At 34.2% G+C, this 24,108-nt stretch carries 22 protein-coding genes; 20 read left to right on the forward strand and 2 right to left on the reverse strand.

The annotated features are described in order from the left end of the window. The coding region (locus H0V01_02045; GenBank protein MBA2582151.1) for an SBBP repeat-containing protein at positions 1-467 on the reverse strand (467 nt) is incomplete at its 3' end. A gap of 455 nt (positions 468-922) precedes the next feature. Between H0V01_02045 and H0V01_02050 the strand changes: the two genes are divergently transcribed. From H0V01_02050 to H0V01_02065, 4 genes are all read left to right on the forward strand, one after another. Next, a complete protein-coding gene (locus H0V01_02050) occupies positions 923-2,566 on the forward strand; it encodes an ABC-F family ATP-binding cassette domain-containing protein (GenBank protein ID MBA2582152.1) in 1,644 nt (547 codons plus the stop codon). A 402-nt stretch (positions 2,567-2,968) separates the two neighbouring features. Next, positions 2,969-3,517: a hypothetical protein gene (locus H0V01_02055; protein MBA2582153.1), complete on the forward strand. Its 549-nt coding sequence runs from the start codon at positions 2,969-2,971 to the stop codon at positions 3,515-3,517. A gap of 158 nt (positions 3,518-3,675) precedes the next feature. Next, a complete protein-coding gene (gene rluF / locus H0V01_02060; GenBank protein MBA2582154.1) occupies positions 3,676-4,440 on the forward strand; it encodes a 23S rRNA pseudouridine(2604) synthase RluF in 765 nt (254 codons plus the stop codon). An 89-nt stretch (positions 4,441-4,529) separates the two neighbouring features. Then, on the forward strand, positions 4,530-5,240 hold the full coding sequence (locus H0V01_02065; protein ID MBA2582155.1) for a hypothetical protein: 711 nt from the start codon (positions 4,530-4,532) through the stop codon (positions 5,238-5,240). Here the strand turns inward: H0V01_02065 and H0V01_02070 are convergent. Beyond that, positions 5,237-6,331 (reverse strand): 2Fe-2S iron-sulfur cluster binding domain-containing protein, encoded by a 1,095-nt coding sequence (locus H0V01_02070; protein ID MBA2582156.1) that lies wholly within the window; start codon positions 6,329-6,331, stop codon positions 5,237-5,239. The two genes, H0V01_02065 and H0V01_02070, sit on opposite strands and share 4 nt — an antisense overlap. A 181-nt stretch (positions 6,332-6,512) precedes the next feature. Between H0V01_02070 and paaA the strand changes: the two genes are divergently transcribed. The 16 genes from paaA to H0V01_02150 all read left to right on the forward strand — a co-directional run bounded on the left by paaA (position 6,513) and on the right by H0V01_02150 (position 24,052). Continuing rightward, entirely contained in the window at positions 6,513-7,466 is a 954-nt protein-coding gene (gene paaA, locus H0V01_02075) for a 1,2-phenylacetyl-CoA epoxidase subunit A (GenBank protein ID MBA2582157.1), read from the forward strand. Positions 7,467-7,511: 45 nt separating this feature from the next. Then, positions 7,512-7,814 carry a 1,2-phenylacetyl-CoA epoxidase subunit B gene (gene paaB / locus H0V01_02080; GenBank protein MBA2582158.1) on the forward strand — a complete coding sequence of 101 codons (303 nt, stop codon included), beginning with the start codon at positions 7,512-7,514 and terminating at the stop codon, positions 7,812-7,814. 21 nt (positions 7,815-7,835) lie between these two features. Continuing rightward, on the forward strand, positions 7,836-8,597 hold the full coding sequence (gene paaC / locus H0V01_02085) for a phenylacetate-CoA oxygenase subunit PaaC (GenBank protein ID MBA2582159.1): 762 nt from the start codon (positions 7,836-7,838) through the stop codon (positions 8,595-8,597). A gap of 70 nt (positions 8,598-8,667) precedes the next feature. Continuing rightward, positions 8,668-9,156, forward strand: a complete 489-nt coding sequence (gene paaJ / locus H0V01_02090) for a phenylacetate-CoA oxygenase subunit PaaJ (GenBank protein MBA2582160.1) — start codon at positions 8,668-8,670, stop codon at positions 9,154-9,156. 12 nt (positions 9,157-9,168) lie between these two features. After that, on the forward strand, positions 9,169-9,945 hold the full coding sequence (locus tag H0V01_02095; GenBank protein ID MBA2582161.1) for a 2-(1,2-epoxy-1,2-dihydrophenyl)acetyl-CoA isomerase: 777 nt from the start codon (positions 9,169-9,171) through the stop codon (positions 9,943-9,945). A 3-nt stretch (positions 9,946-9,948) separates the two neighbouring features. Next, the gene (locus H0V01_02100) at positions 9,949-11,124 is read left to right on the forward strand and encodes an NAD(P)-binding domain-containing protein (GenBank protein ID MBA2582162.1); all 1,176 of its coding nucleotides are present in this window, start codon (positions 9,949-9,951) and stop codon (positions 11,122-11,124) included. After that, positions 11,125-11,550 carry a hotdog fold thioesterase gene (locus H0V01_02105; protein ID MBA2582163.1) on the forward strand — a complete coding sequence of 142 codons (426 nt, stop codon included), beginning with the start codon at positions 11,125-11,127 and terminating at the stop codon, positions 11,548-11,550. A gap of 8 nt (positions 11,551-11,558) precedes the next feature. Further along, on the forward strand, positions 11,559-12,764 hold the full coding sequence (pcaF, locus tag H0V01_02110; protein ID MBA2582164.1) for a 3-oxoadipyl-CoA thiolase: 1,206 nt from the start codon (positions 11,559-11,561) through the stop codon (positions 12,762-12,764). A 3-nt stretch (positions 12,765-12,767) separates the two neighbouring features. Continuing rightward, positions 12,768-13,976: a glycosyltransferase gene (locus H0V01_02115; protein ID MBA2582165.1), complete on the forward strand. Its 1,209-nt coding sequence runs from the start codon at positions 12,768-12,770 to the stop codon at positions 13,974-13,976. A gap of 55 nt (positions 13,977-14,031) precedes the next feature. Further along, positions 14,032-14,802, forward strand: a complete 771-nt coding sequence (locus H0V01_02120) for a polysaccharide biosynthesis/export family protein (protein MBA2582166.1) — start codon at positions 14,032-14,034, stop codon at positions 14,800-14,802. A gap of 12 nt (positions 14,803-14,814) precedes the next feature. Then, complete coding sequence (locus tag H0V01_02125; protein ID MBA2582167.1) at positions 14,815-17,274, forward strand: polysaccharide biosynthesis tyrosine autokinase; 2,460 nt, start codon at positions 14,815-14,817, stop codon at positions 17,272-17,274. After that, a complete protein-coding gene (rfbC, locus tag H0V01_02130) occupies positions 17,271-17,813 on the forward strand; it encodes a dTDP-4-dehydrorhamnose 3,5-epimerase (GenBank protein ID MBA2582168.1) in 543 nt (180 codons plus the stop codon). The genes H0V01_02125 and rfbC overlap by 4 nt, the downstream gene beginning before the upstream one ends. Positions 17,814-17,857: 44 nt before the next feature. Next, positions 17,858-18,937 carry an undecaprenyl/decaprenyl-phosphate alpha-N-acetylglucosaminyl 1-phosphate transferase gene (locus H0V01_02135; GenBank protein ID MBA2582169.1) on the forward strand — a complete coding sequence of 360 codons (1,080 nt, stop codon included), beginning with the start codon at positions 17,858-17,860 and terminating at the stop codon, positions 18,935-18,937. 90 nt (positions 18,938-19,027) lie between these two features. Continuing rightward, complete coding sequence (gene uvrA, locus H0V01_02140; GenBank protein MBA2582170.1) at positions 19,028-21,853, forward strand: excinuclease ABC subunit UvrA; 2,826 nt, start codon at positions 19,028-19,030, stop codon at positions 21,851-21,853. Positions 21,854-21,872: 19 nt separating this feature from the next. Further along, on the forward strand, positions 21,873-22,583 hold the full coding sequence (locus tag H0V01_02145; protein ID MBA2582171.1) for a TIGR00730 family Rossman fold protein: 711 nt from the start codon (positions 21,873-21,875) through the stop codon (positions 22,581-22,583). 194 nt (positions 22,584-22,777) lie between these two features. Then, positions 22,778-24,052, forward strand: coding sequence for a hypothetical protein (locus H0V01_02150; GenBank protein ID MBA2582172.1), 1,275 nt, complete (start codon positions 22,778-22,780; stop codon positions 24,050-24,052). The last annotated feature ends 56 nt before the right edge of the window (positions 24,053-24,108 follow it).

Genomic DNA, 24,108 nt, shown 5'->3' on the forward strand with positions numbered 1-24,108 from the left:
CCCCTGTGAGCCCATAATGGAACCCCCTCTGGACTATATTTGGCAACAAATATGTCATTTTTTCCCCAGGCACTTAGTTTTATCTCGCTGCCATGAAAAATAACATTCGCCTCAATTTCACCTGTAATATAAGTATTTCCTTCCCCATCACTTGCTATGGCATGAGCATAATCACCATAAAGACCGCCAGCACTGTTTACCCAGATTACATTCCCTTGATGATCATATTTAACTATAAAAATATCATGATTTCCCTCACAGCCTATAGTTACATCATCAAACATGGCATCCATTTCATATTTTCCAGTTACATAAACATTTCCTAAATCATCTGAGCAAATTCCATATCCATAATCATAAGCCCATAATCCAGCTCTTTTGGCCCATTTAAATTCCTGAGCTTCAAGGATGGAATTAAAAAATAGTATACAAAATGCAATTAAAAAGAGTTTAGTTTGTGTTTTCATTTTTAGTGTTTTTATTAATCTTAAAGAAAATTTTATGCCTCTTTTTCTTTTGATTTTGAACCCTCAAAAAACATTCGTAGATATAAAAACAGTGGATCATTTTTCTCACCACCGGGAAATTTTAAATTGAAAATAAAATAAAAACGCTATTTCTTTATAAATTCCAAACCAATTAAAAACTTGCCTTTAAATAAGTATTTGTCAAGAAACAGTCCTTTTAATCATTATTTGCCGTGATTCCCAAATGGCTTTTTTCAATGGTTTAACACACAACTTTATAAAATCACAAACGTTTTCCTTATAGTATTGTTCAAAATAGTGGATAATTAAACATGAATATTTTTTTTAAACCTACATTCTTTTGTCCCTTAGAATTATACTTTTATTTCCATTTTATTAAGCAAACACCGGATTTTCTGTCAAAAACAGTATATTCGCACCCCTAATTTTTTTTTATGATTTCAGTTGACTCACTTTCTGTAGAATTTAATGGTTCGGCACTTTTCAGCAATGTAACTTTCAATATCAATGATAATGACAGGATAGCTTTGATGGGTAAAAATGGTGCAGGAAAATCTACCCTGTTAAAAATTATTGCAGGTGCCAGCAAACCTACCCGGGGAAAAGTTTCTGTTCCTAAAGAGGCTATAGTTGCTTACCTGCCTCAGCATTTATTAACCGAGGATAGTTGTTCAGTTTTTGACGAAACATCAAAAGCATTCGCTAAAATTCTTGGGATGAAAACAAGAATTGCAGAATTAAACTTTCAACTGGAAACCAGGACCGATTACGAATCGGATGAATATATGAAAATAATTGAGGAAGTTTCTGAATTAAGTGAACAGTTTTACTCCATTGAGGAAAGCAATTTTGATGCAGAGGTTGAACAAATGCTTTTGGGATTAGGTTTTTTACGAGAGGACTTTGCACGTCCTACTTCTGAATTTAGTGGTGGATGGCGAATGAGAATTGAGCTTGCTAAAATACTCCTTCAAAAGCCTGATTTAATTCTACTTGATGAACCTACAAACCATATGGATATTGAATCTATACAATGGCTTGAGGAATTTCTGGTAAATAATGCAAAAGCGGTTATTGTTATTTCCCACGATAAAACTTTTGTAGATAACATTTCCAATAGAACCATTGAGGTTACAATGGGTCGCATTTATGATTACCGTGCACCTTATTCCCAATACCTACAATTACGCAAAGAGCGCAGAGAGCAACAACAAAAACAATTCGATGATCAGGCAAAACAAATTGCAGATATACAGGAATTTATTGACAGGTTTAAAGGAATTTATTCTAAAACATTACAAGTTCAATCACGTGTAAAAACACTTGAAAAAATGGAAATTGTAGAAGTGGATGAAGTAGATACTTCTCATCTTAACATTAAATTTCCTCCTGCCCCACGTTCAGGAAATTATCCGGTTACTGCTGATGGTTTAACAAAAAGATACGGTGATAATATTATTTTCAAAGATGCAACATTTGCTATTGAACGCGGTCAAAAGGTTGCTTTTGTTGGTAAAAATGGGGAAGGAAAGTCAACTCTTGTAAAAGCTATTATGGGTGAAATTGACTTTGAAGGAACACTGCAACTCGGACATAATTCAATGGTGGGTTACTTTGCTCAAAACCAGGCTGCTTTATTAGATCCTGATTTAACTATTTTTCAAACTATTGACAATATTGCCGTTGGAGACATTCGTGCAAGAATAAAAGATTTATTGGGTGCTTTTATGTTCGGAGGCGATACAATAGAAAAAAAAGTAAAAGTACTTTCAGGTGGAGAAAGAACCAGGCTGGCAATGGTAAAGCTCCTTTTACAACCTGTTAACTTATTAATCCTGGATGAGCCTACAAATCATTTGGATATAAAATCTAAAGATATTCTTAAAGAAGCACTAAAAGCATTTGACGGAACCCTAATTCTTGTTTCTCACGATAGAGATTTTCTTGATGGTCTGGCTGGTAAAGTGTTTGAATTCGGAAATAAACGAATCAAAGAACACTTCGAAGACATAAACGATTTCTTGAAAAATAAAAAACTGGATAATTTAAGAGAAATAGAAAGAAAAACAGCGAAATAAAATCCTATTTCAAGTTCGTTTTCCAAGGCTTATTAAATAAGCAATAACTTTCCTAATAATTAAACAGCGCCTTAGTAAGACTATCAAGCCACTTTTTTGGCTTATAAAAATTACAAATCCTATCGATTCATTTTTTCGTTTTTTTGAATTTTCAAAAGGAGATTTCTGTGTTTTAAATAGTTAAAAAAAATCCAATACCAATTCTTTCTAAAGCAATTGAACAAATTAAATTTTATTTTAAACGATTTTAAAAAATCTTAAAATGGATATTAAAATTCATTTTATTAAATTAGATTTGTGATTACAAAAATCGTTTTAAATCTATAAAGCAATTCTCTCATCTAGTTTTATACTTAAATTGACATTTACAATTCTAAATTCATCTTACTCTCAATAAGATCAATGAAATACTTTTTGCCCTTATTGGGGGTATCCCTGCTTCAATTCACTGTATTTGCACAGCAAAATAAAATTGATTCTTTATTGCAATTGGTTAATTCCCAAGAGGAAGACACTATCAAAATAAATTATTTAAACGAGCTTTATTGGGAATTTAAAAACATTGGTGAATACAACAAAGGTTTACATTACGGGAATACTTTATTAAAACTTGCCTCCACAATTGAAAGCCAAACCGAAGTATTAATCCTCAAGAAAAACATCCAGAAACAAGTAACTGCCTGTTACAACTGTATTGGAAATATCTATAGTGACCAAAGCAGATTGAACAAGGCCACAAAAAAAGCAATCGGAGGTCTTACACCAGATGATCAACATTTCGAAACCCATCATATTACACTTTTCAAAGGAGACTCTTTTATATTTTCTCTGATGGATATGCTGACCAATTTGGTAGAAAAAAAGACAAAAAGTTTACATCAAAAAACTCAAACAAATACTGATAGAAATTCAGCATTTAACCATGAAAGAAAAAGAAAAGCATCTGTATAAAATTTTGGAAGAATGGCAAACTGGTACAGAGCAAATTGACGATGTATTAGTTATTGGGATTCGTTTATAAATACTTTTAACAATACCATAATTTTAACTCACACGTTTTTTAGAAAGGTTATATAACACAATGTGAAGGATGATTAAACAGAAGCAAAATGTTGGAAACAAATAGCGAACAAAAAAGGATTAATAAGTATATCAGTGAAACTGGAATATGTTCCAGGAGGGCTGCAGATAAATTAATTGAAGAAACTCGTGTTACAGTTAACGGAATCACGGCAGTAATGGGTACAAAGGTAACCACACAAGATCTTGTGGAAATTGACGGAATTCCGGTTAAACAAAAAAAAGAACCAATTTATATTGCTTTTAATAAACCCCCTGGCATCACCTCTACCACTGATTCAAAGGACAAGGACAACATCATTGATTACATTAATTTCCCCGAAAGAATCTTTCCTGTTGGGCGCCTTGATAAACCTTCAGAAGGACTTATTTTCCTTACAAACGATGGCGATATTGTAAATAAAATATTAAGGGCAAAAAACAACCATGAAAAAGAATATGTAGTGACCGTGAACAAATTAATTAACCATGATTTTATTAAAAAAATGGGAAATGGTTTACCTATACTTGACACTATTACTCAAAAATGCAAAGTTGTAAAAGAAGGGGAATACTCATTCAGAATAATATTAACACAAGGCTTGAACAGGCAAATAAGGAGAATGTGCGATTTTTTAGGATATCAGGTAATTGAACTTGTACGCATTCGAATAATGAATATAACCCTCTCTGGATTAAAACATGGAGAATGGCGTTACCTAACAAGTGAGGAAATAAAAGTAATAAATAAACTTGTTCAATATTCGGCTAAAACTCAGGATGCTTCCTTCAATCTCAATACTGATTTTGAATGAGAAAGAACACAAACAATCCAATTTGTGTTTTAATATAATATTGGTTAAATTTATTTAAAGCCATTGCTTTTAAAATAAATTTACACAAAATGAAATTTATTTCTCTCCCATTAATTACATTCCTTGCCGCTAGTTTTATCGGGCTAAATTCTTGCAGAAACACAATTAAATTAACTCCAGGCTCCGAAGCAATTAAGCTTCCAGAAATCGGCAATGCCGCTGCTGCTTCCTTGGCTGGAGTAAGTCTTATTGTTCAGGCCCAGGCCTGGGAAGGAAACCCCATGATAGAGGAACATGTAACACCCTTGAGGGTGACAATAAAAAACAATAGCGGCAAAGCAATAAAACTTTGTTACAGCGATATTGCATTAATTAGTAATTCAGGTAAAATATTTGCAGCACTCCCTCCCTATGCAGTTCAGGATACAATTCAAGAAACAGGCCCTTTGGCTTATCCTGAAATTGTTGACCCTACATTCTTTTACGATGGATTTTCAATTGCCCCTTACTATTCTCCCCGTTACAATGGATTAGAAACATTTGATGGCCTTTTCCCCTATAACCAGCCTTATTATGATCAACATTATGAATATTGGGCTGAAACGCCGCTTCCTACCACCGATATGCTCCAAAAAGCATTGCCTGATGGTGTTATTTATAATGATGGAAAAGTAATAGGCTTCCTTTATTTCGAAGCGGTACCCGCACAAATCCAAAAACTAATTTTTAGGATGAATGTTATTAATGCTGAAAATGGTGAAATACTCGGAATGATTTCAATTCCTTTTATCGCGCATTAATTGCCTTTATCGTAATTTACTATAACTGTAGGCGTAACAGGCATGGACTGACAAGTTAATATGTATCCCTGAGCAACCTCATTGTCCAGCAAAGCGTAATTTACTTTCATTACAACCTTACCTTCTATTAATTTCGCTCTGCAAGTGCAGCATGATCCTCCCCTGCAAGCGTATGGAGCATCTACATTTGCATCAAGCGCAGCATCAAGAATAACATCATCTGCTCCTAAAGTTACTACTGTTTCCTCTCCATCACAAATAATAGTTACACGGCTCTCAAATGTAGTATTCCCTGGAAGATTTATTTCATTCTTTTCAACAACTTCAGAAGTATCAACAGGAGATGCAAAATATTCAAGATGAACCCTGGATTTATCCACTTTTAAAAAATTCAATGCTTCTACAATGCTACTCATCATTCCGGAAGGACCACATATTAAATATTCATTATCTTCATTTAAATTAATAAAGCGACCAATTAAAGCCTGGTTTTTTTCAGGCACCATAATTCCGGTAAATAATGGATCGATCTTATTTTGTTCATCTTTAGGGCTATTAAGGATATGATATATTTTCAATCTTTCCTTGTTTTTTTCCTCTAATTTGTCCAGTTGTTTTTTGAATATAATTGATACTTCATCCTGGTTACCATAAAATAGGGTAATCCTGCTTTTGGGTTCCACATCAAGTGTGGTCTTTAATATCGATAGCATGGGTGTAATTCCACTTCCTCCTGCAAATAAAACATAATGTTTTTTGTTGGAGGAATTAAGGGCAGTATAGAAATTCCCCATTGGTGGCATGGCTTGTATGGTTTCCCCTATCTTTAATTTTTCATTAAAATAGGTGGAAACTCTACCATCTATGACCTTTTTTACAGCTATTCTTATTTCTTTTTCAAGCGGACTTGTGCAAATGGAATAAGATCTTCTTAATTCCTCTCCATCTATATTTACTTTAAAAGTTAAATATTGACCCTGAGTAAATTTAAAGGAATCAACAGCATCTTGTGGAATATTAAAAGCCACGGAAACGCTATCAGCAGTTTCTCTTGTTATATCTGATACTTGTAAATTAAAAAATTTTGCCATTTTTGTCATTGTAATATTTTGAATGTGCAAAAGTATAATTTCTTAAGCAAATTACAGAAAGAAATCAATCTGCCATTGCATTAATTTATAAAAGAAAGTTTTTTTGATATACTTTTTGATTTGCCAAAAGCGTATATATTGTTAAATTTGCCATCAATCCCCCATATTACAACATTAAACTATGGAAGAAGCACAAAAACTTGAAAATTTCCAGGCTAGAATTGACAAAGGCCTTAAAATAGAACCAAAAGATTGGATGCCGGAAAAATACCGTAAACAATTAATACGCATGATTTCTCAACATGCGCATTCAGAAATTGTTGGCATGCTTCCTGAAGGAAACTGGATTACCAGGGCACCAAGCTTGCGAAGGAAAGCCATATTACTTGCAAAAGTTCAGGATGAGGCAGGCCATGGGCTTTATTTATATAGTGCTGCAGAAACACTAGGAATTGACAGAGGAGAATTACTTGAACAATTGTATTCTGGAAAAGCAAAATATTCCAGTATTTTCAATTATCCTTCCCTTACCTGGGCAGATATAGGTGCTATAGGATGGCTGGTTGACGGGGCTGCAATTATGAATCAAACAATGCTTGCAAAGGGTTCTTATGGCCCTTATTCAAGAGCAATGGTCAGGATTTGTAAAGAAGAAAGCTTCCACAACAGACAAGGTTATGAAATTATGCTAACCCTTGCAAATGGTACTACTGAACAAAAAGAAATGGCTCAAGATGCCTTTAACCGATGGTGGTGGCCTTCAGTTATGATGCTCGGACCTTCTGACGCTGACTCTACAAACTCTGATGAACTTATGAGATGGAAAGTAAAATTGGAATCCAATGACTCTATAAGACAAAGATTTATTGATCGAACTGTGCCTCAAGCTGATTTCCTAGGTCTTACTGTCCCTGATAAGGATTTGAAATTCAATGAAAAAACAGGCCATTACGAACATGGACCTATCAACTGGGACGAGTTTTTTAATGTGATAAAGGGAAATGGCCCTTGCAACAAAGAAAGACTGGAGGCCAGAACTAAAGCAGATAGAAATGGTTTATGGGTAAGAGAAGCGGCTAATGCATATGCTGAGAAACAAAGAATAAAAACAAAAGCAGAAGAAAAGCAAGCTTAAAAAACAAGTGAAAAAACAAGTTTAAATATATAAAAAATTAACGAGATGTCTGAGACAACAATTAACAATCCTCAAGGGAAATTATGGGAAGTTTTTGTACAAGCAAATCCTGGAATTCCTCACAAACATGCTGGAAGTCTTCATGCACCGGATGGTGAAACTGCACTTCAGAATGCTAGAGATGTATATACCCGCAGAAGTGAAGGAATAAGTATTTGGGTTGTCCCTTCTGAAGTAATCATTGCTTCTACTAGTGAGGATAGTGGATCATTTTTCGATCCGGCTGATGATAAGGCTTATCGTCATCCAACTTTTTATGCCATTCCAGATGGTGTGAAATATTTATAAATTGGATAAATAATTAAAACAATGACTGAATTAAATAAAGCAGTATTCGAGTTTTGCTTGCGTTTAGGAGATAGCTCTTTAATAATAGGACATCGCCTATCAGAATGGTGTGGACATGGACCTGTTTTGGAAGAGGATATTGCATTGATTAATATTGCATTAGACCATATTGGAAGATCTAGAAATTTATTGACTTATGCCGGTCAGGTTGAAGGAAAAAACAGGACTGAAGATGATTTAGCCTACCACAGAAACGAAAGGCAGTTCAGAAACCTTCTTTTAACTGAATTCCCCAATACTGATTTTGCATATACTATTGCCAGGCAGTTTTTCTTTGATACGTATTCTTTTTTTCTTTATCAGGATTTAAAAAACAGTAAGGATGAAACAATTGCTGCAATAGCTGAAAAGGCATTAAAAGAAATAACTTATCATTTAAGACACAGCAGCGAATGGATGTTACGCCTAGGTGACGGAACTAAGGAGAGTAAGGATAAAATTCAAAATGCAGTAAATGCACTTTGGAGATATACCGGAGAAATGTTTATGATGGACCAGGTAGATGAATTTTTGCTTAATGAAGGCATTGCTTTGGACATGAATAAGGTGAAATTAAAATGGGAAGAAAAAGTTTCAGATGTTCTTAATCGCGCCACCCTTTACAAACCTGCTGATGTTTATATGCAGGAGGGAAGCAAAAAAGGATTGCATACTGAACATCTTGGTTTCCTGCTTGCTGAAATGCAATACCTGCCGCGCACTCATGCTGAAGCTAAATGGTAATTAACCTGTTTACAATCTTTCATCACTCCCTTTAATTTCTCTCTTAAAGAGTTTTTGTAAAATCACATCAATGGTAATTAATGAAGCATTAATATGGAATTTATTAACTGAGGTCCCGGATCCTGAAGTTCCTGCTATTAATGTTGTTGAGCTTGGTGTTGTTAGGTCGGTTGAAATAAAGCAGGAAGCTGTTTGCATTACAATCACCCCTACTTATACGGGATGCCCTGCTATGAAAACCATTGAACAAGACATCATACAAAGACTTAAAGAAGCCCAAATAATTGATATTGAAATTAAAACTATTTTAACCCCTGCCTGGACAACTGATTGGATAAAGGAGGAGGCAAGAGAAAAACTAAGAGTATATGGAATTGCGCCTCCTGAACACTCTTCAGCTGATAAAAATTCTATTTTGGGAAAAACAAAAACTATTAATTGTCCTTTATGCGGTTCGCGTGATACAATTATGCAAAGTCAATTCGGCTCCACCGCTTGTAAGGCTTTATATAAATGCAAAAGTTGCCTTGAACCTTTTGATTACTTTAAATGTATTTGAATCTTTTACGTTATGAATTTCATAAAATACCATATCGAAAATTCTGTAGGTTTTATAACCCTTAACAGACCAGATGTTCTCAATAGTTTCAACAGGGAAATGGCTCTTGAGTTGCAGGATGTGCTTGATAAGTGCCGTGATAATAAAAATATTCGTTGTATTTATATTTCGGCAGAAGGAAGGGCTTTTTGTGCTGGTCAGGATTTAGCTGAAGTTGTTTCAAAAGAGGGACCTGAACTTCAAAATATAGTAAAAGAACACTACAATCCAATTATTGAACGAATTCGCAACATTGAAAAACCAGTGGTTTGTGCCGTTAATGGTGTTGCTGCAGGAGCAGGTGCTAACATAGCTTTGGCTTGCGACATTGTTTTTGCAGCAGAATCCTCCTCATTTATTCAGGCTTTTAGTAAGATTGGACTAATTCCTGACAGCGGGGGAACTTTCTTTCTCCCCAGACTAATAGGTTTACAAAGAGCAACTGCTTTAATAATGCTTGGAGACAAAGTAAAGGCAACTGAAGCTCTTGCCTTTGGAATGATTTACAAAGTATATGCAGATGATATTCTGCAAATTGAAGCAAAAAATGTTGCCCTAAAACTTGCATCAATGCCTACAGTAGGCTTGGGTTTAACAAAAAGAGCCTTAAACCAATCATTAACCAATGATTTAACCTCGCAATTAAAATTAGAAGAAGAATTACAAACACAGGCCGGAAAATCATACGACTACAATGAAGGTGTAAATGCTTTTCTTGAAAAACGTCAACCGGTATTTAAAGGAGAATAAAAAATGGAGTTTACAAAAAGTACAGTAATAGGAGTAATTGGATCTGGAGCAATGGGTGCTGGTATCGCACAAGTTGCAGCAACTTCAGGTCATCGTGTTGTTTTATTTGACAGCAATAATAAGGCCTTGGAAAAATCCAAAAACAATCTATCAATAACACTTGAAAAACTTATTGAAAAAGGAAAAATCGACCAGGAAACTGCTCAAAATATTTTTAAGCGTATTGTTTTCGCCCACGATATGGATTCTTTTAAAAATTGTGGAATTGTGATAGAAGCTATTGTTGAAAATCTTGATGTAAAACAAGCGGTGTTCCATCATGTAGAAACAATTGTAACAGAGGATTGCGTACTTGCTTCGAATACTTCATCCCTATCAATTGCTTCAATTGCATCTGCTTGCGAAAAACCTCAAAGAGTATTGGGAATTCATTTCTTTAATCCCGCTCCAGTTATGCCGCTTGTCGAAATTATTCCCGCAATTTCTACCAATGAAGTCCTTTTAATTGAAACCAAAAAATTAATTGACTCCTGGGGAAAAACAACTGTTTTGGCAAAAGACACACCTGGCTTTATTGTTAATCGTATTGCCAGGCCATTCTACAGCGAAGCCATCCGTATTCACGAGGAAGGAATCGCTGATTTTGCAACAATTGATTGGGCAATGAAAGAAATAGGCGGTTTCAGAATGGGGCCTTTCGAATTGATGGATTTTATTGGAAATGATATTAATTATAAAGTTACAGAAACCATTTGGGAGCAATTTTTCTATGATCCTCGCTATAAGCCATCATTAACTCAGAAAAGACTTTTTGAGGCAAAACATTTTGGAAAAAAAGCAGGTAAAGGTTATTATGATTATTCTCCAAATGCAATTGTTCTTAATCCTGATAAAAATTTCGAAAAGGCTGAAGCAATTTTTTTACGCATTTTTGCAATGCTGGTAAACGAAGCAGCTGATGCCCTCTTTTGGCAGGTTGCATCAAAAGAAGATATAGATTTGGCAATGGTAAAAGGGGTAAATTATCCAAAGGGACTTTTAAGCTGGGCGGATGAAATTGGTTTGGATAAAGTTGTTAACCTTATGGAAAATTTAAGGAAAGAATACAATGAAGACCGCTACCGTACAAGCACATTACTTAAACAAATGCTGAAAAATGGAATTAATTTTTATTCTTAAATGACCAAAAATAAACATCAGGAAAAAATCGTTGGCAATATGTATTCTGGAGATTTATTTAGTCAGTGGTTAGGAATAGAGGTTTTAGAAGTATCTGAGGGTTATTGTAAGCTAAAATTAAAAGTACGCAAAGAAATGCTCAATGGATTTTCAATTTTGCATGGCGGTGTTACATTTTCACTAGCTGATACAGCCCTTGCATTCGCTTCTAATTCTAGGGGAAAGATAAGTGTTTCCACTGAGGCTTCGATTTCCTTTATTGATAAGGTGAACGAAAATGACTTTTTAACCGCAGTAGCTCAAGAAGCAAGTCTTTCAGAAAAAACAGGTGTTTATTTTATTACTGTAAGCAATCAAAACAATAAAAAAGTTGCCCTTTTTAAGGGAACTGTACATCGTACAGGAAAAGAATGGTTTTCGAAATAATTTATAAAATGAAAGAAGCTTTTATTATAGATGCAATTAGAACTCCTGTTGGAAATTTCACTGGAAGTTTATCAGCAGTTAGAACAGATGATTTAGCAGCACTGGCAATTTCTGCATTAATGGAACGTAACAAGCAAATTGATCCGGCAGCCATAGAGGATGTTATTATGGGTTGCGCAAATCAAGCTGGTGAGGACAACCGTAATGTAGCAAGAATGGCTGTACTTTTAGCCGGACTTCCTCATACTGTCCCTGGAGAAACGGTTAACCGTTTATGTGCTTCCGGATTGTCAGCTACAATTAATGCATCCAGAGCTATAATGAGCGCTGAAGGTGATATATTCATTGCAGGAGGGGTAGAAGGAATGACTCGCGGGCCTTGGGTTATTTCCAAAACTGCATCCCCTTTTGGACGTGAAGCACAAATGTTTGATTCAAGTTTTGGATGGCGTTTTATTAATCCTAAAATGCAGGAAATATATGGCGTTGATGGAATGGGTGAAACTGCAGAAAATCTGGCTGAAATGTATTCAATTAATAGAGAAGATCAGGATCTATTTGCATACAATTCGCAATTAAAAGCTACCAGAGCCCAATTGGCTGGCAGATTCGAAAAAGAAATAATTGAAGTGAAAATCCCTCAAAAAAAAGGTGATCCAATTCTTTTTAATAAGGATGAATTTATTAAACCTAACACTTCATTAGAAATCCTGAGCAAATTAAAACCCGCTTTTAGGAAAAACGGTACGGTAACCGCTGGAAATGCTTCTGGTTTAAATGATGGAGCTGCTGCAATTTTGCTTGCATCTGAAAATGCAATAAAACAATTTGGAATTGTTCCTAAAGCAAGAATTGTTGCATCGGCCGTAGCAGGTGTTGAACCAAGAATAATGGGAATTGGGCCAGTACAGGCTGCCAACAAAGCATTAAAAAGGGCAGGATTAACCATGGCTGATATGGATATTATAGAATTAAATGAAGCCTTTGCCGCCCAGTCCCTGGCCTGTATCAGAGCATGGAAAATGGATGATAATGATCCGCGTATTAACCCTAACGGTGGAGCAATTGCTTTGGGTCATCCTCTTGGGATGTCCGGGGCTAGATTATTACAAACTGCTGCTATTGAACTTTGGGAACAAAATAAAAAATATGCCCTTTGCACCATGTGTATCGGTGTGGGACAGGGTTATGCTGTTATAATTGAAAGGGTATAAAAAATGCCTAAAATCCTCCGTATTTTAAATCGCTTCAATTTAGGTGGTCCAACGTATAATGCTGCTTTGCTTAGTAAGCATATGGCTCCTGAATTTGAAACAATGCTTGTTGGGGGAGAAAAAGACGAAACAGAAGAAACTTCCCTTTTTATTGTAAAGAATCTTGGACTGGAACCAGTTATTTTATCTGATATGAAAAGATCAGTTAACCCTACCTCTGACTTAAAGGCGTATTACAAACTTAAAAGCATAATAAAAGAGTTCAAACCCGATATAGTGCACACTCATGCTGCAAAAGCAGGGTTCATAGGACGACTGGCTGCACATCACTGCAATGTCCCTGTTATTGTACATACCTTCCACGGGCATGTTTTTCATTCTTATTTTAATTCAGCCAAAACAGGGATATATAAAAATCTTGAACGTTATGCCGCTGGTATTTCAAGTGGAATTATTGCAATTAGTGATAAACAAAAACATGAAATTGCTACTATTCACAAAATTTGTGCTCCAGATAAAATAAAAGTTATTCCCCTGGGATTTGACCTGATGAAATTCCAGGAAAATTCTTCGGAAAAAAGAAGATCTTTTAGGGCAACTTATGGCATAGAAGACAATGAAATTGCAATAGGCATAATAGGAAGGCTAGTTCCTATTAAAAACCACAGCTTGTTTTTAAACGCTTTGAAAATTGTGCTTGAAAAAACAACAAAAAATATTAGGGCTTTTATTATCGGTGATGGACAAGAAAGATCAAAATTGGAATTACTGGCAAATAATTTAAATATTGAGTTTACAAGCGGTGAAACAAAGGAAAAGTTGCCTCTTACATTTACCTCCTGGATTAAGGATATCGATTGGGCCAATGCTGGAATGGATATTATTGCTCTTACTTCCCTTAATGAAGGAACACCCGTTAGTTTAATTGAAGCCCAGGCAGCAGCAAAGCCAATTGTTACAACAGCAGTTGGTGGAATTGAAGACGTGGTAATTCCCCAGAAAACAGCCTTGCTTTCACCATCAGGAGATTATGAAGGGTTCGCTGAAAACTTGTTAAATCTTATTGAAAATGATGATTTGAGAAAAAAAATGAACATCCTGGGACCTGATTTTGTAAACAAAAAATTCCAGTATCCCAGACTAATAAACGATATGAAATTGTATTACCATTCATTATTAAAGACAGTAAATTCAAAAGAAAGTTCGATGTAAATAAATAAAAATGATACTTTTGCGTTTAGCTGTCACTGATTTTTTATTTTAAACTATGCTCAAAACACTTTTAACTGCACTTGCTGGAATTGTGATTCTTTCTGGTTGCAATTTTAATTCTAGCATTATGCTTAGAACAAAAAAAGATTTCAAATATTCTATTCCTACTGATTCAACACAATTAGCTGAGTATAAAATATCCTCCAATGACCTTATTGATTTTAGAATTTTTACCAATGATGGTTTTAAATTAATAGATTTAACCTCCTTGAGTGAATCAGGAAACGCAGCTTCAGTAACAAGAACAAGATTTTCTCAAGAATACCTTGTGGAGCATGATGGAATGATGAAACTTCCTATTCTGGGTAGATTAGATGTAAAAGGAATGACAATAAGAGAAGCCGAAAAATTTCTGGAAGAAAAATATTCGGAATTTTACATCAAACCATTCATCCTAATGAATGTAATAAACCGAAGAGTAATTGTTTTTCCCGGACAACATGGTGCTGCTCGGGTTATTCCTCTTAACAACAACAACACTACGCTTATTGAGGCTCTTGCTCTGGCTGGGGGTATCGCACAGATTGGAAAAGCAAAAAAAATTAAATTAATCCGCGGAAATTTGACTAACCCGGAAGTTTTCCTTATTGATCTTTCAACCATTAATGGAATGCAACAAGCTGATTTAGTATTGCAGGCTAATGATGTTATTTATGTTGAACCAAGATTGAGAATTACACAGGGGGCTGTTTCTGAAATTGCACCTTTAATCAGTTTGATTACCAGCGCAATACTGCTTTACACATTTTCAACAAGAATTTTCTGAACCTAAAAGTTTATGTATACAGGGAATTTACATGATGACGATAATCTTGGAAGGTATAAAGAACGCCTTTCTAATTTCAGTAAAGAATTTGAATTCGGACTTTTTCTAATTATTATCAGAAAAAATTTAATCTGGCTTGCAACTTTTATTTTCCTGGCAGCTTTATGTGCTTTTATTTACTTGCGTTACACCCCTCCCATTTATGAGGCAAGCTCCATAATTCAGGTTAATTATGAAAACAATGCGAGCAAGGTATTAGGAGTTGATAATTTACACGATCAGCAGGATATTTCAAGAGAAATAGAACTTTTAAGATCAAAACTGTTTTTAAAACAAGCCCTCACAAACCTCCCTCTTAATGTAGCTTATTTTAATCAAGGAACTGTTTTGGAATTTGAACAATATACTAGTTCCCCATATACCATTGAAATAATTGAGCATAATCCTGCAATTGAAGATCTGCCAATTTTTATTGATTTTTATGAAAATGGAAAAACTGAAATTTCTTATCAATATGGTCAAAATGAAATTAAACTAACTGCTCCTGATAATAAAACATTTGAATTGCCACATTGTACAATTAGTGTTACTGTTAATAATCCTGATGCCATTAAAGAACAAATTTTACAGAATAAAAAAGAACGCTTTTTCTTTAAAATCTCTAATATTGACAATATTACCCGGACTTATATGGGCAAATTGGAGGTAAAATTGCTTAATTCTGCTGCCAAAACAATTCAAATTATTATTAAAGACAATAACCCTGAAAAATGTGCTGATATTGTGAACGCTATTACAGAAGAGTATTTGAAATATGAAGTAGAAAGGAAAAGCGAAAGCGCAATTAATGTATTAGCATTTATTGATACCCAAATTGAAGGTGTTTATGGACGGTTAAAAGAATCTGAAACTTCTATTCAAGTGTTCAAAACCGAAAACAAACTTGCCAATGACAAAGATTTCATTTCTCTTAACATTGAAAAATTTTCATCAATTGAATCAGAAATATTAGAATTGGAACTGAATGAAAACATGCTTAAAACCATTGAAAAAAGAATCAGTGAATCCTCTAGTGAAATAGATATTTACAAACTGCTCCCACTTTTTGCCGGAACCCAGTATGAGGGAACTTCAATTAACAAATTAATATCAAGACTTCACGAATTGTTATTGAGCAAAGAATTAGCTCTTTTTGATGAAACCCCTAACAGTGGAAACATAAAAACAATTGATTATCAAATCAAGATTCAAAAGAAACTGCTCATAGAAAGTATACAATCATTAAGCAAAAAAACTACCGAGAAAAAAAATAATTTAATTGCCAAAACCCTTGTTATTGAAGAATCGTTTTTAAAGGCACCTTTAAAAGAGGTTGAATTTGCCAGACTTCAAAGACATTTCTCTATCAATGAGAAATTCTACAACCTTTTAATGGAAAAAAGAACAGAATATTCCATTTTAAAAGCAAGTTTTATCCCTCAAAATCTTATTCTGGATCGCGCCTATCCTCCATCTATGCCATTTTCCCCAAACAAATCTATTATTTTTACAGCTTGTTTGCTTGTTGGATTATTAATGGGAATTGCTCTGATTTTAACTCGTTACCTGATTCATAATGATATTGACAGCCTGAATGAAATTGTTAGACATTCAAATGCATCAATAGGAATACTCGGAATTATTCCAAAATACAAGGACGATATTCCTGTTTCACAACTTATTGTCAATAAAAATCCAAAATCATTAATTGCTGAAGCCTTTAGGTCTATAAGAACCAATCTTCAATTTATTTCAAATGAAACCGGGCCTAAAGTTATTGCTATAAGTTCTACAATTTCTGGTGAAGGGAAAACCTTTACAGCTCTTAATCTTGGGGGAATAATTGCTTTTTCTGAAAAAAAAGTTATTATTATTGATCTTGATATGCGCAAACCTAAAATTCATAAAGGATTTAATAGCCCCAATGAAATTGGAATGAGTACTATTCTAATTGGCAAACATACTATTGAAGAATGCATTAGAAATAGCACAATGAAAAATTTGGATTTCATTACCGCTGGACCAATTCCTCCTAACCCCTCAGAGCTAATAATAAGCAACAATATGGATCTTGTTATTGAAAAGCTTAAATCGCTTTATGATGTTGTAATTATCGACAATCCGCCTGTAGGGCTAGTTACTGACGGGATTTCCATTTTTCAAAAAGCAGATTATCCCATTTATGTTTTTAGATCTGAATATTCAAAGAAAAATTTTATTCACAATGCCGACCGTTTAGTGAATGAAAATAAAATTACAAAACTATCTGTTATTTTAAATGGGGTGGATATTGACAAGAGCACTGCCGGCTACGGTTATGGGTATGGGTACGGCTATGGTTCAAATTATGGTTATTATGACGAAGAAAAGAAACCTTCAAAAAAAACAATTCTCCAACGTCTGTTTAACAAGCAAATCCAAAACATTTCATGAACTTAACTGAAACACCTATTCAAGGTTTATTTATTATTGAGACTAAAGTTTTCAGCGATGAAAGGGGCTATTTCTTTGAATCCTATAACAAAGAAGCTTTTAAAAAAAACAACTTGGATTTTGAATTTGTTCAGGATAATGTTTCCATGTCATACAAAAACACTTTAAGAGGGCTTCATTTTCAAAATCCTCCTCATGCCCAAGGAAAGCTTGTAAGTGTTATAAAAGGAGCTGTTCTTGATGTTGCTGTTGACATTCGTTTGGGTTCTCCTACATACGGAAAACATTTTTCCCTGGTACTAAGTTCCATTAATAATAAATCACTGTGGATTCCCAAAGGTTTTGCACATGGCTTTCTGGCCCTTGAAGATCAAACTTACTTTATGTATAAATGTACAAACTTTTACAATAAAGAATCTGAAGATAGTTTAGCCTGGAACGATCCGGATTTGAATATCGATTGGGGTACGCAAAGCCCTATAGTTTCTGACAAGGACTTAATGGCAAATGAATTTAAAAATTTCAAAAGTTTGTTTTAGAATTAATAATTTATTACTTTTCAATTGAACTTTCCCTACAGAGAATGGATCTAACCAACTATATCTATTTAATATATTCAGTTTTCATTATTGGAACTGGAGTGTTTTCTTTTTTAATAAATGGGCTTTTTTTAAAATTTGCGGGTAACCTTGGAATCCGAAATGACAAAGAAACCGTTATCAGATGGAGCGTTCAGTCAAAACCTTCCATTGGCGGAATCTCTTTTTTTATTGTTTTTCTACTTTCAATAGTTACACACTTTATTTTTTTTGAAACTGAAAAAGAATTTTTAAACCTTCAATTTTTAGGAGTCTTATCAGCAGTTACCCTTGCCTTTCTTATCGGGTTAGCAGATGATGCTTATAATACCAATCCCTTTTGGAAATTTACCGGGCAATTAACATGCGGACTAATCCTGGTTTTTACAGGCACTATCATCCATGTGTTTCAATCTGATTTTTTTAATATTCTGTTAACCGTATTCTGGATAATTGCAATTATGAATTCAATTAACATGCTTGATAACATGGATGGAATCACTACTATTGTTTCCATTTTCATTGTACTTGCTGCCTTGGTGATTGTAGCAATTCTTCAGGCATTTTCCAGTATTTATTTCACTGTTTTACTTGGCCTTTTTTCAGCCCTTGTTGGGTTTTTATTTTACAACTGGAACCCATCTAAAATGTTTATGGGAGACACAGGAAGCCAGTTTTTAGGTTGTATCCTTGCTATTTTCGGAATTATTTTCTTCTGGAATTTTAATGGTTTAACGAATCAGACAAGTGAATCACGTCAAATAATAATTGTTTCACTGGCCTTTTTAATCCCAATTATTGATACAACTACTGTGGTAATAAACAGGCTATTAAAAAAACGTTCTCCTTTTATTGGTGGAAAAGACCACACCACACATCATATTTCCTATTTGGGTTTTTCTGATAAAAAAGTAGCAAGGATTTTCATTGCCCTTTCTTTAATTTCGCTGATTTTTGTTTTTGTAATTGTAAATTTCATTGAAGCATGGGATTATATTCATTTCACTCTGTTTTCAATATACATTTTTTTAATTTTCTCTGTTTTATACATTATAACCAGGATCACAAAAAAAGAAGAAATTTAAATTTCTTAAACAATATTTGAATAATTGTAGAGTAATAGAATAATGAATATAAAAGAGATAAGTGAAGGGGAAAATGAATTACAAAACCAAATGGAAAATGGAATCGAAACCCTTGAAGTATCTGGGGCAAGAGTGCATAATCTTAAAAACATTGATGTTAGCATACCCCGAAATAAATTAGTTGTTATTACAGGTTTAAGTGGCAGTGGCAAGTCTTCCCTTGCTTTTGATACAATATATGCAGAAGGACAAAGAAGATATATAGAAACTTTTTCTGCCTATGCACGCAGCTTCCTTGGAAACCTTGAACGCCCTGATGTAGATAATATAACCGGATTAAGCCCGGTGATTTCTATTGAACAAAAAACGGTAAGCCGAAATCCCAGATCCACGGTTGGAACAATTACAGAAATTTACGATTTCCTTCGGCTTCTTTTCGCACGGGCTTCCGATGCATTTTCCTATAAAACCGGAGAAAAAATGATTCGTTATAACGATCAGGAAATATTAAATATAATTCTTGATCAATACAATGAAAAACGAATTATTTTGCTTTCTCCCCTTGTTAAAGGAAGAAAAGGACATTACAGGGAACTATTCGAACAAATACTAAAACAGGGATTTATTAAAGTACGCGTGGATGGGGAAATAAAAGACATTATTCCAAGGCTTCAGGTGGATCGTTATAAAATCCATGATATTGAAATAGTGGTTGACCGTGTTATTGTAAGTGAGGAGTTAAGACAAAGAATATTGGAATCTTTGCTTATTGCCATGAAAAAAGGTAAGGGAACACTTATGATTATGGATGTTGACACGCAAGAAATAAGACATTTTAGCCGCCATTTAATGTGCCCTACAACTGGCATCGCTTATGATGAACCTGCTCCTAATATATTTTCTTTTAACTCTCCCTATGGTGCCTGCGAAAAATGCAATGGTATGGGAGAAGTTTCACAAGTAGATATTAAAAAAATTATTCCTAACCCTAAATTAAGTATCAAAAAAGGTGGTATTGCTCCTATAGGAGAATACAAAAACAACTGGATATTCCACCAGGTAGAAGCAATCCTGGAGAAATACGGTTACACCCTAACTGATTCCATTGAAAGTATTGATGAACACACCATGAATACAATTCTCTTTGGAACGGATGAAGTAATAAAAGTTAAAAGCCATTCTGGAATCAGTGGAAGTAGCTTCTCACTAACATTTGAAGGTATTATTAATTTCATTTCCCGTTTGAATCAAGAGAATGCAACTGCATCAATAAGCCGCTGGTCATCTGAATTTATGAATACTGTTGCTTGCCCGGAATGCCAGGGAAAAAGACTAAAAAAAGAATCTCTGTTTTTTAAAATTGGAGATAAAAACATTGCAGATCTTGCATCCATGGGCATTACTGAATTACAGCAATGGTTTACAGATATTGAAAGCCGCCTGGATGATAGAAAAAACATCATCGCAAAAGAAGTATTAAAAGAGATTCGTTCAAGAATAAGTTTTTTACTGGATGTTGGTTTAACTTACTTAACACTCAACCGAAGTGCTAAAACATTATCAGGTGGGGAAGCTCAGCGAATAAGACTGGCAACTCAAATAGGGTCTCAATTGGTAAATGTTTTATATATCCTGGATGAACCAAGTATTGGGCTTCACCAAAGAGATAATATGCGTCTTATAAAAGCCCTTCAGAATTTAAGGGACATAGGCAATTCGGTAATTGTTGTAGAACACGATAAGGAAATGATCATGCATGCTGATTATGTTCTTGATATAGGCCCTCTTGCAGGTATCAATGGAGGAAGGGTTGTTGCAAGCGGAAAACCAGAGGATCTCGCCAAATTCAACACAATTACAACACAGTACCTGAATGGCACCAGGAACATTGAAATACCTGCTCAAAGGAGAACAGGATCTGGAAAATCATTAATCCTTAAAGGAGCCAAGGGACATAACCTTAAAAATGTAAATGTTGAATTTCCACTTGGAAAATTCATTTGTGTATCCGGAGTTTCAGGAAGTGGAAAATCAAGTTTAATTAATGGAACATTGTACCCTTTATTAAATCAGTATTTCTACAGGTCACTTCAAAAACCTTTGGAGTATAGTTCAATAAAAGGTCTGGAAAATATTGACAAGGTAATTGAAATCGATCAATCTCCAATTGGAAGGACTCCAAGATCCAATCCTGCAACTTACACCGGTGTTTTTACTGAAATAAGAAATTTATTCACATCCTTGCCTGAGGCTAAAATAAGAGGTTATAAACCTGGCCGCTTTTCATTTAATGTTAAAGGAGGAAGGTGCGAAACATGTAAAGGAGCTGGTGTAAAAACAATTGAAATGAATTTTTTACCCGATGTTTATGTTGTTTGTGAAACATGTCAGGGAAAAAGATACAACAGAGAAACCCTTGAAATCAGATACAGAGGCAAATCAATTAGTGATATTCTTGAAATGACAATTAATCAGGCTGTTGATTTTTTTGAAAACATTCCATATATTTTGTCTAAAATAAAAGCAATTAAGGATGTTGGTTTAGGTTATGTTACACTTGGACAACAATCTACAACCCTTTCTGGTGGAGAGGCACAAAGAGTAAAACTGGCTACCGAATTATCAAAAAGAGATACCGGGAATACCTTCTATATTTTAGATGAACCAACAACTGGTCTTCATTTTGAAGATATAAAAGTACTTTTGGAGGTACTCAATAAACTGGCAGATAGTGGAAACACAATACTTGTTATTGAACACAACCTGGATATAATTAAAGTGGCTGATCATGTAATTGATTTGGGCCCTGAAGGTGGAGATGCAGGCGGAAATATTGTCTGTTATGGAACTCCTGAGCAAATTGCACGTAATAATAGCAGTATTACCGGAGAATATTTAAAAAGAGAATTATCCTGAAACTTTAATCAGAAAAAAAATGGGTCCACTAGATGACAAGATAAGGCAGGCTTTTGCAGAAAAAGATTGGAATGAAATTAAAGTAGCAGATTCATGGCAAATATTTAAAGTAATGGCTGAATTTGTTGATGGATTTGAAAAAATGGCAAAAATTGGCCCTTGCGTTACTGTTTTTGGTTCTGCACGCACAAAGCCTGATCATCCTTATTACAAATTAGCGGAAGATATTGCATTTAAACTTACCAAAGAAGGTTATGGTATTATTACCGGAGGGGGGCCTGGAATTATGGAGGCTGCAAATAAAGGAGCACAAGCAGGAGGTGGTAGATCAGTTGGACTAAATATAGACCTGCCTTTTGAACAATTTTCTAATCCTTTTATTGATCAGGATAAATTAATCACCTTTGATTATTTCTTTGTTCGTAAGGTAATGTTCATTAAATATGCACAGGGATTTATAGTTTTACCAGGAGGATTCGGAACCTTAGATGAACTTTTTGAAGCCCTTACACTAATTCAAACAAATAAAATAGGGAAATTTCCAATAATTCTGGTTGGAAAAAAATATTGGTCAGGAATTGTAGATTGGATTAAAAACGTTTTAGTTGAAGAAGTTAATAACGTAAGTATAGAAGATCTTGACTTAATTGTGGTTGTTGATACTGCCGAACAGGCAGTGAAAGAGATTGTGGATTTTTATTCCAAATATTTACTTAAGCCGAACTTTTAATTACATTGTAAGTATAAAAGCAGGATTCCTAAAGCAAATTTTTAAACTTTTTTGATTGTATAAACGTTAAAAAACATTTTTTTGATACAAAAAATTGGTTTACTGTATATTTTATAATACTTTTAGTGAGTTTTTAACTGTGAAAAACAGTTTTTTATCCTAGTTTATTTAAATAATTAAACTTAACACAATAGATGATTCGAAATATTTCTCTGATCTTTAGTATGCTTTTTTTACTGATATTCCAGAATATTCTCTCGGATGGATTATCTATAAAATCAAATATACCTAAAAATGCAGCCCCTGGCTCTGAATTTATTGTTGAATTAACCATAAGCAAAGATGACATTAAGGGTTTTGCATTACTGACTCAAGAATTGCCTAGCGGTTTTACGGCTGAAGCAATAAATAATAATAATGCCTCTTTTACTTTTATTGATCAAAAAGTAAAATTTATTTGGATCGAGTTGCCAACTCAAACGGAATTCAACATTTCCTACAAAGTTAAAGTCGACAAAACTGTTACAGGAAAAAATGAAATTACGGGTAGTTTTTCTTACCTTGTAAACAGTGATAAAAAAGTATATCCTATTTCTTCAGTTTCGATCGATGTCGCAGAAGAAGATTTAGCCTTAAATGATGAAATGGAGCAAGATGATGATGATGAGAAAGAACAAGAAAAAGAGGAAGTAATTGTTGATAAAAAAATAGAGGCAGAGGTAAAATGCAAAAGAAATATTAATTACAAGCTTAACTCTGAATTTGTGGTTGAAGTGATCATTAATAAAACTGAAATCGGAGATTTCGCAAAACTTCAGGAAACACTACCAGAAGGCTTTACCGCAACTTCTATTGAATCAAACAATGCTCAATTTTCATTCTCGAATCAAATAGTTAAGTTTGTTTGGATGACACTTCCAGAACAAAATGAATTTAGGGTTTCTTACCTGGTAAAAAAGGATCCACAAAGCAATGGAAACAATTTCTTAAATGGCGAGTTTTCTTATGTTGAAATTGATGGAGAAACTAAAAAATGCATCGTTTCAAAAGAGTTAATTGATATGCCTGAAGAAGAACAACCTGTAGTTGCTAAAATAGTTGTTCAGGAAAAGAAAGAAGAAAAAAAGGAACCTGAAATTGTAAAAACAGCTATTACAGAAACATCTAATGCCAAACAAAAAGGAATAGTTTATAAAGTGCAAATCGCAGCAGGACATACACTTGTAAAGGAAGTTCATTTTGTGGAAAAATACAGCATTAAGGAACCAATTTATACAGAAATGCACGAGGGATGGAATAAATACACCATTGGCAGTTTTTCTGAGTATGATATAGCTAAGAAAAATTGCGAGGCTACAAAATCCAATGAAAAAATAGATACAGGCCCCTTTATCACTGCCTACAATCAAGGTAAACGGATTACTGTACAAGAAGCATTAATGATTAGCAATCAAAAATGGATAAAATAGATAAATTTATTTTTTGCAACTTTAGTATATTCAATTAAATGGTTCCATTTATAAAT

The organism is Bacteroidota bacterium (assembly GCA_013696965.1).
GTDB lineage: Bacteria > Bacteroidota > Bacteroidia > JACCXN01 > JACCXN01 > JACCXN01.

Excerpts from the sequence above, each read along its gene's own strand:
- H0V01_02105 (MBA2582163.1), top strand. The coding sequence starts at position 11,125 with ATGACCAAAAATAAACATCAGGAAAAAATCGTTGGCAATATGTATTCT.
- H0V01_02125 (MBA2582167.1), top strand. The coding sequence starts at position 14,815 with ATGTATACAGGGAATTTACATGATGACGATAATCTTGGAAGGTATAAA.
- H0V01_02150 (MBA2582172.1), top strand. The coding sequence starts at position 22,778 with ATGATTCGAAATATTTCTCTGATCTTTAGTATGCTTTTTTTACTGATA.
- H0V01_02070 (MBA2582156.1), bottom strand. The coding sequence starts at position 6,331 with ATGGCAAAATTTTTTAATTTACAAGTATCAGATATAACAAGAGAAACT.
- rluF (MBA2582154.1), top strand. The coding sequence starts at position 3,676 with ATGTTGGAAACAAATAGCGAACAAAAAAGGATTAATAAGTATATCAGT.
- H0V01_02065 (MBA2582155.1), top strand. The coding sequence starts at position 4,530 with ATGAAATTTATTTCTCTCCCATTAATTACATTCCTTGCCGCTAGTTTT.
- paaC (MBA2582159.1), top strand. The coding sequence starts at position 7,836 with ATGACTGAATTAAATAAAGCAGTATTCGAGTTTTGCTTGCGTTTAGGA.
- paaJ (MBA2582160.1), top strand. The coding sequence starts at position 8,668 with ATGGTAATTAATGAAGCATTAATATGGAATTTATTAACTGAGGTCCCG.
- pcaF (MBA2582164.1), top strand. The coding sequence starts at position 11,559 with ATGAAAGAAGCTTTTATTATAGATGCAATTAGAACTCCTGTTGGAAAT.
- H0V01_02115 (MBA2582165.1), top strand. The coding sequence starts at position 12,768 with ATGCCTAAAATCCTCCGTATTTTAAATCGCTTCAATTTAGGTGGTCCA.
- H0V01_02135 (MBA2582169.1), top strand. The coding sequence starts at position 17,858 with ATGGATCTAACCAACTATATCTATTTAATATATTCAGTTTTCATTATT.
- paaA (MBA2582157.1), top strand. The coding sequence starts at position 6,513 with ATGGAAGAAGCACAAAAACTTGAAAATTTCCAGGCTAGAATTGACAAA.
- H0V01_02050 (MBA2582152.1), top strand. The coding sequence starts at position 923 with ATGATTTCAGTTGACTCACTTTCTGTAGAATTTAATGGTTCGGCACTT.
- H0V01_02095 (MBA2582161.1), top strand. The coding sequence starts at position 9,169 with ATGAATTTCATAAAATACCATATCGAAAATTCTGTAGGTTTTATAACC.
- uvrA (MBA2582170.1), top strand. The coding sequence starts at position 19,028 with ATGGAAAATGGAATCGAAACCCTTGAAGTATCTGGGGCAAGAGTGCAT.
- H0V01_02120 (MBA2582166.1), top strand. The coding sequence starts at position 14,032 with ATGCTCAAAACACTTTTAACTGCACTTGCTGGAATTGTGATTCTTTCT.
- H0V01_02145 (MBA2582171.1), top strand. The coding sequence starts at position 21,873 with ATGGGTCCACTAGATGACAAGATAAGGCAGGCTTTTGCAGAAAAAGAT.
- rfbC (MBA2582168.1), top strand. The coding sequence starts at position 17,271 with ATGAACTTAACTGAAACACCTATTCAAGGTTTATTTATTATTGAGACT.
- paaB (MBA2582158.1), top strand. The coding sequence starts at position 7,512 with ATGTCTGAGACAACAATTAACAATCCTCAAGGGAAATTATGGGAAGTT.
- H0V01_02100 (MBA2582162.1), top strand. The coding sequence starts at position 9,949 with ATGGAGTTTACAAAAAGTACAGTAATAGGAGTAATTGGATCTGGAGCA.
- H0V01_02055 (MBA2582153.1), top strand. The coding sequence starts at position 2,969 with ATGAAATACTTTTTGCCCTTATTGGGGGTATCCCTGCTTCAATTCACT.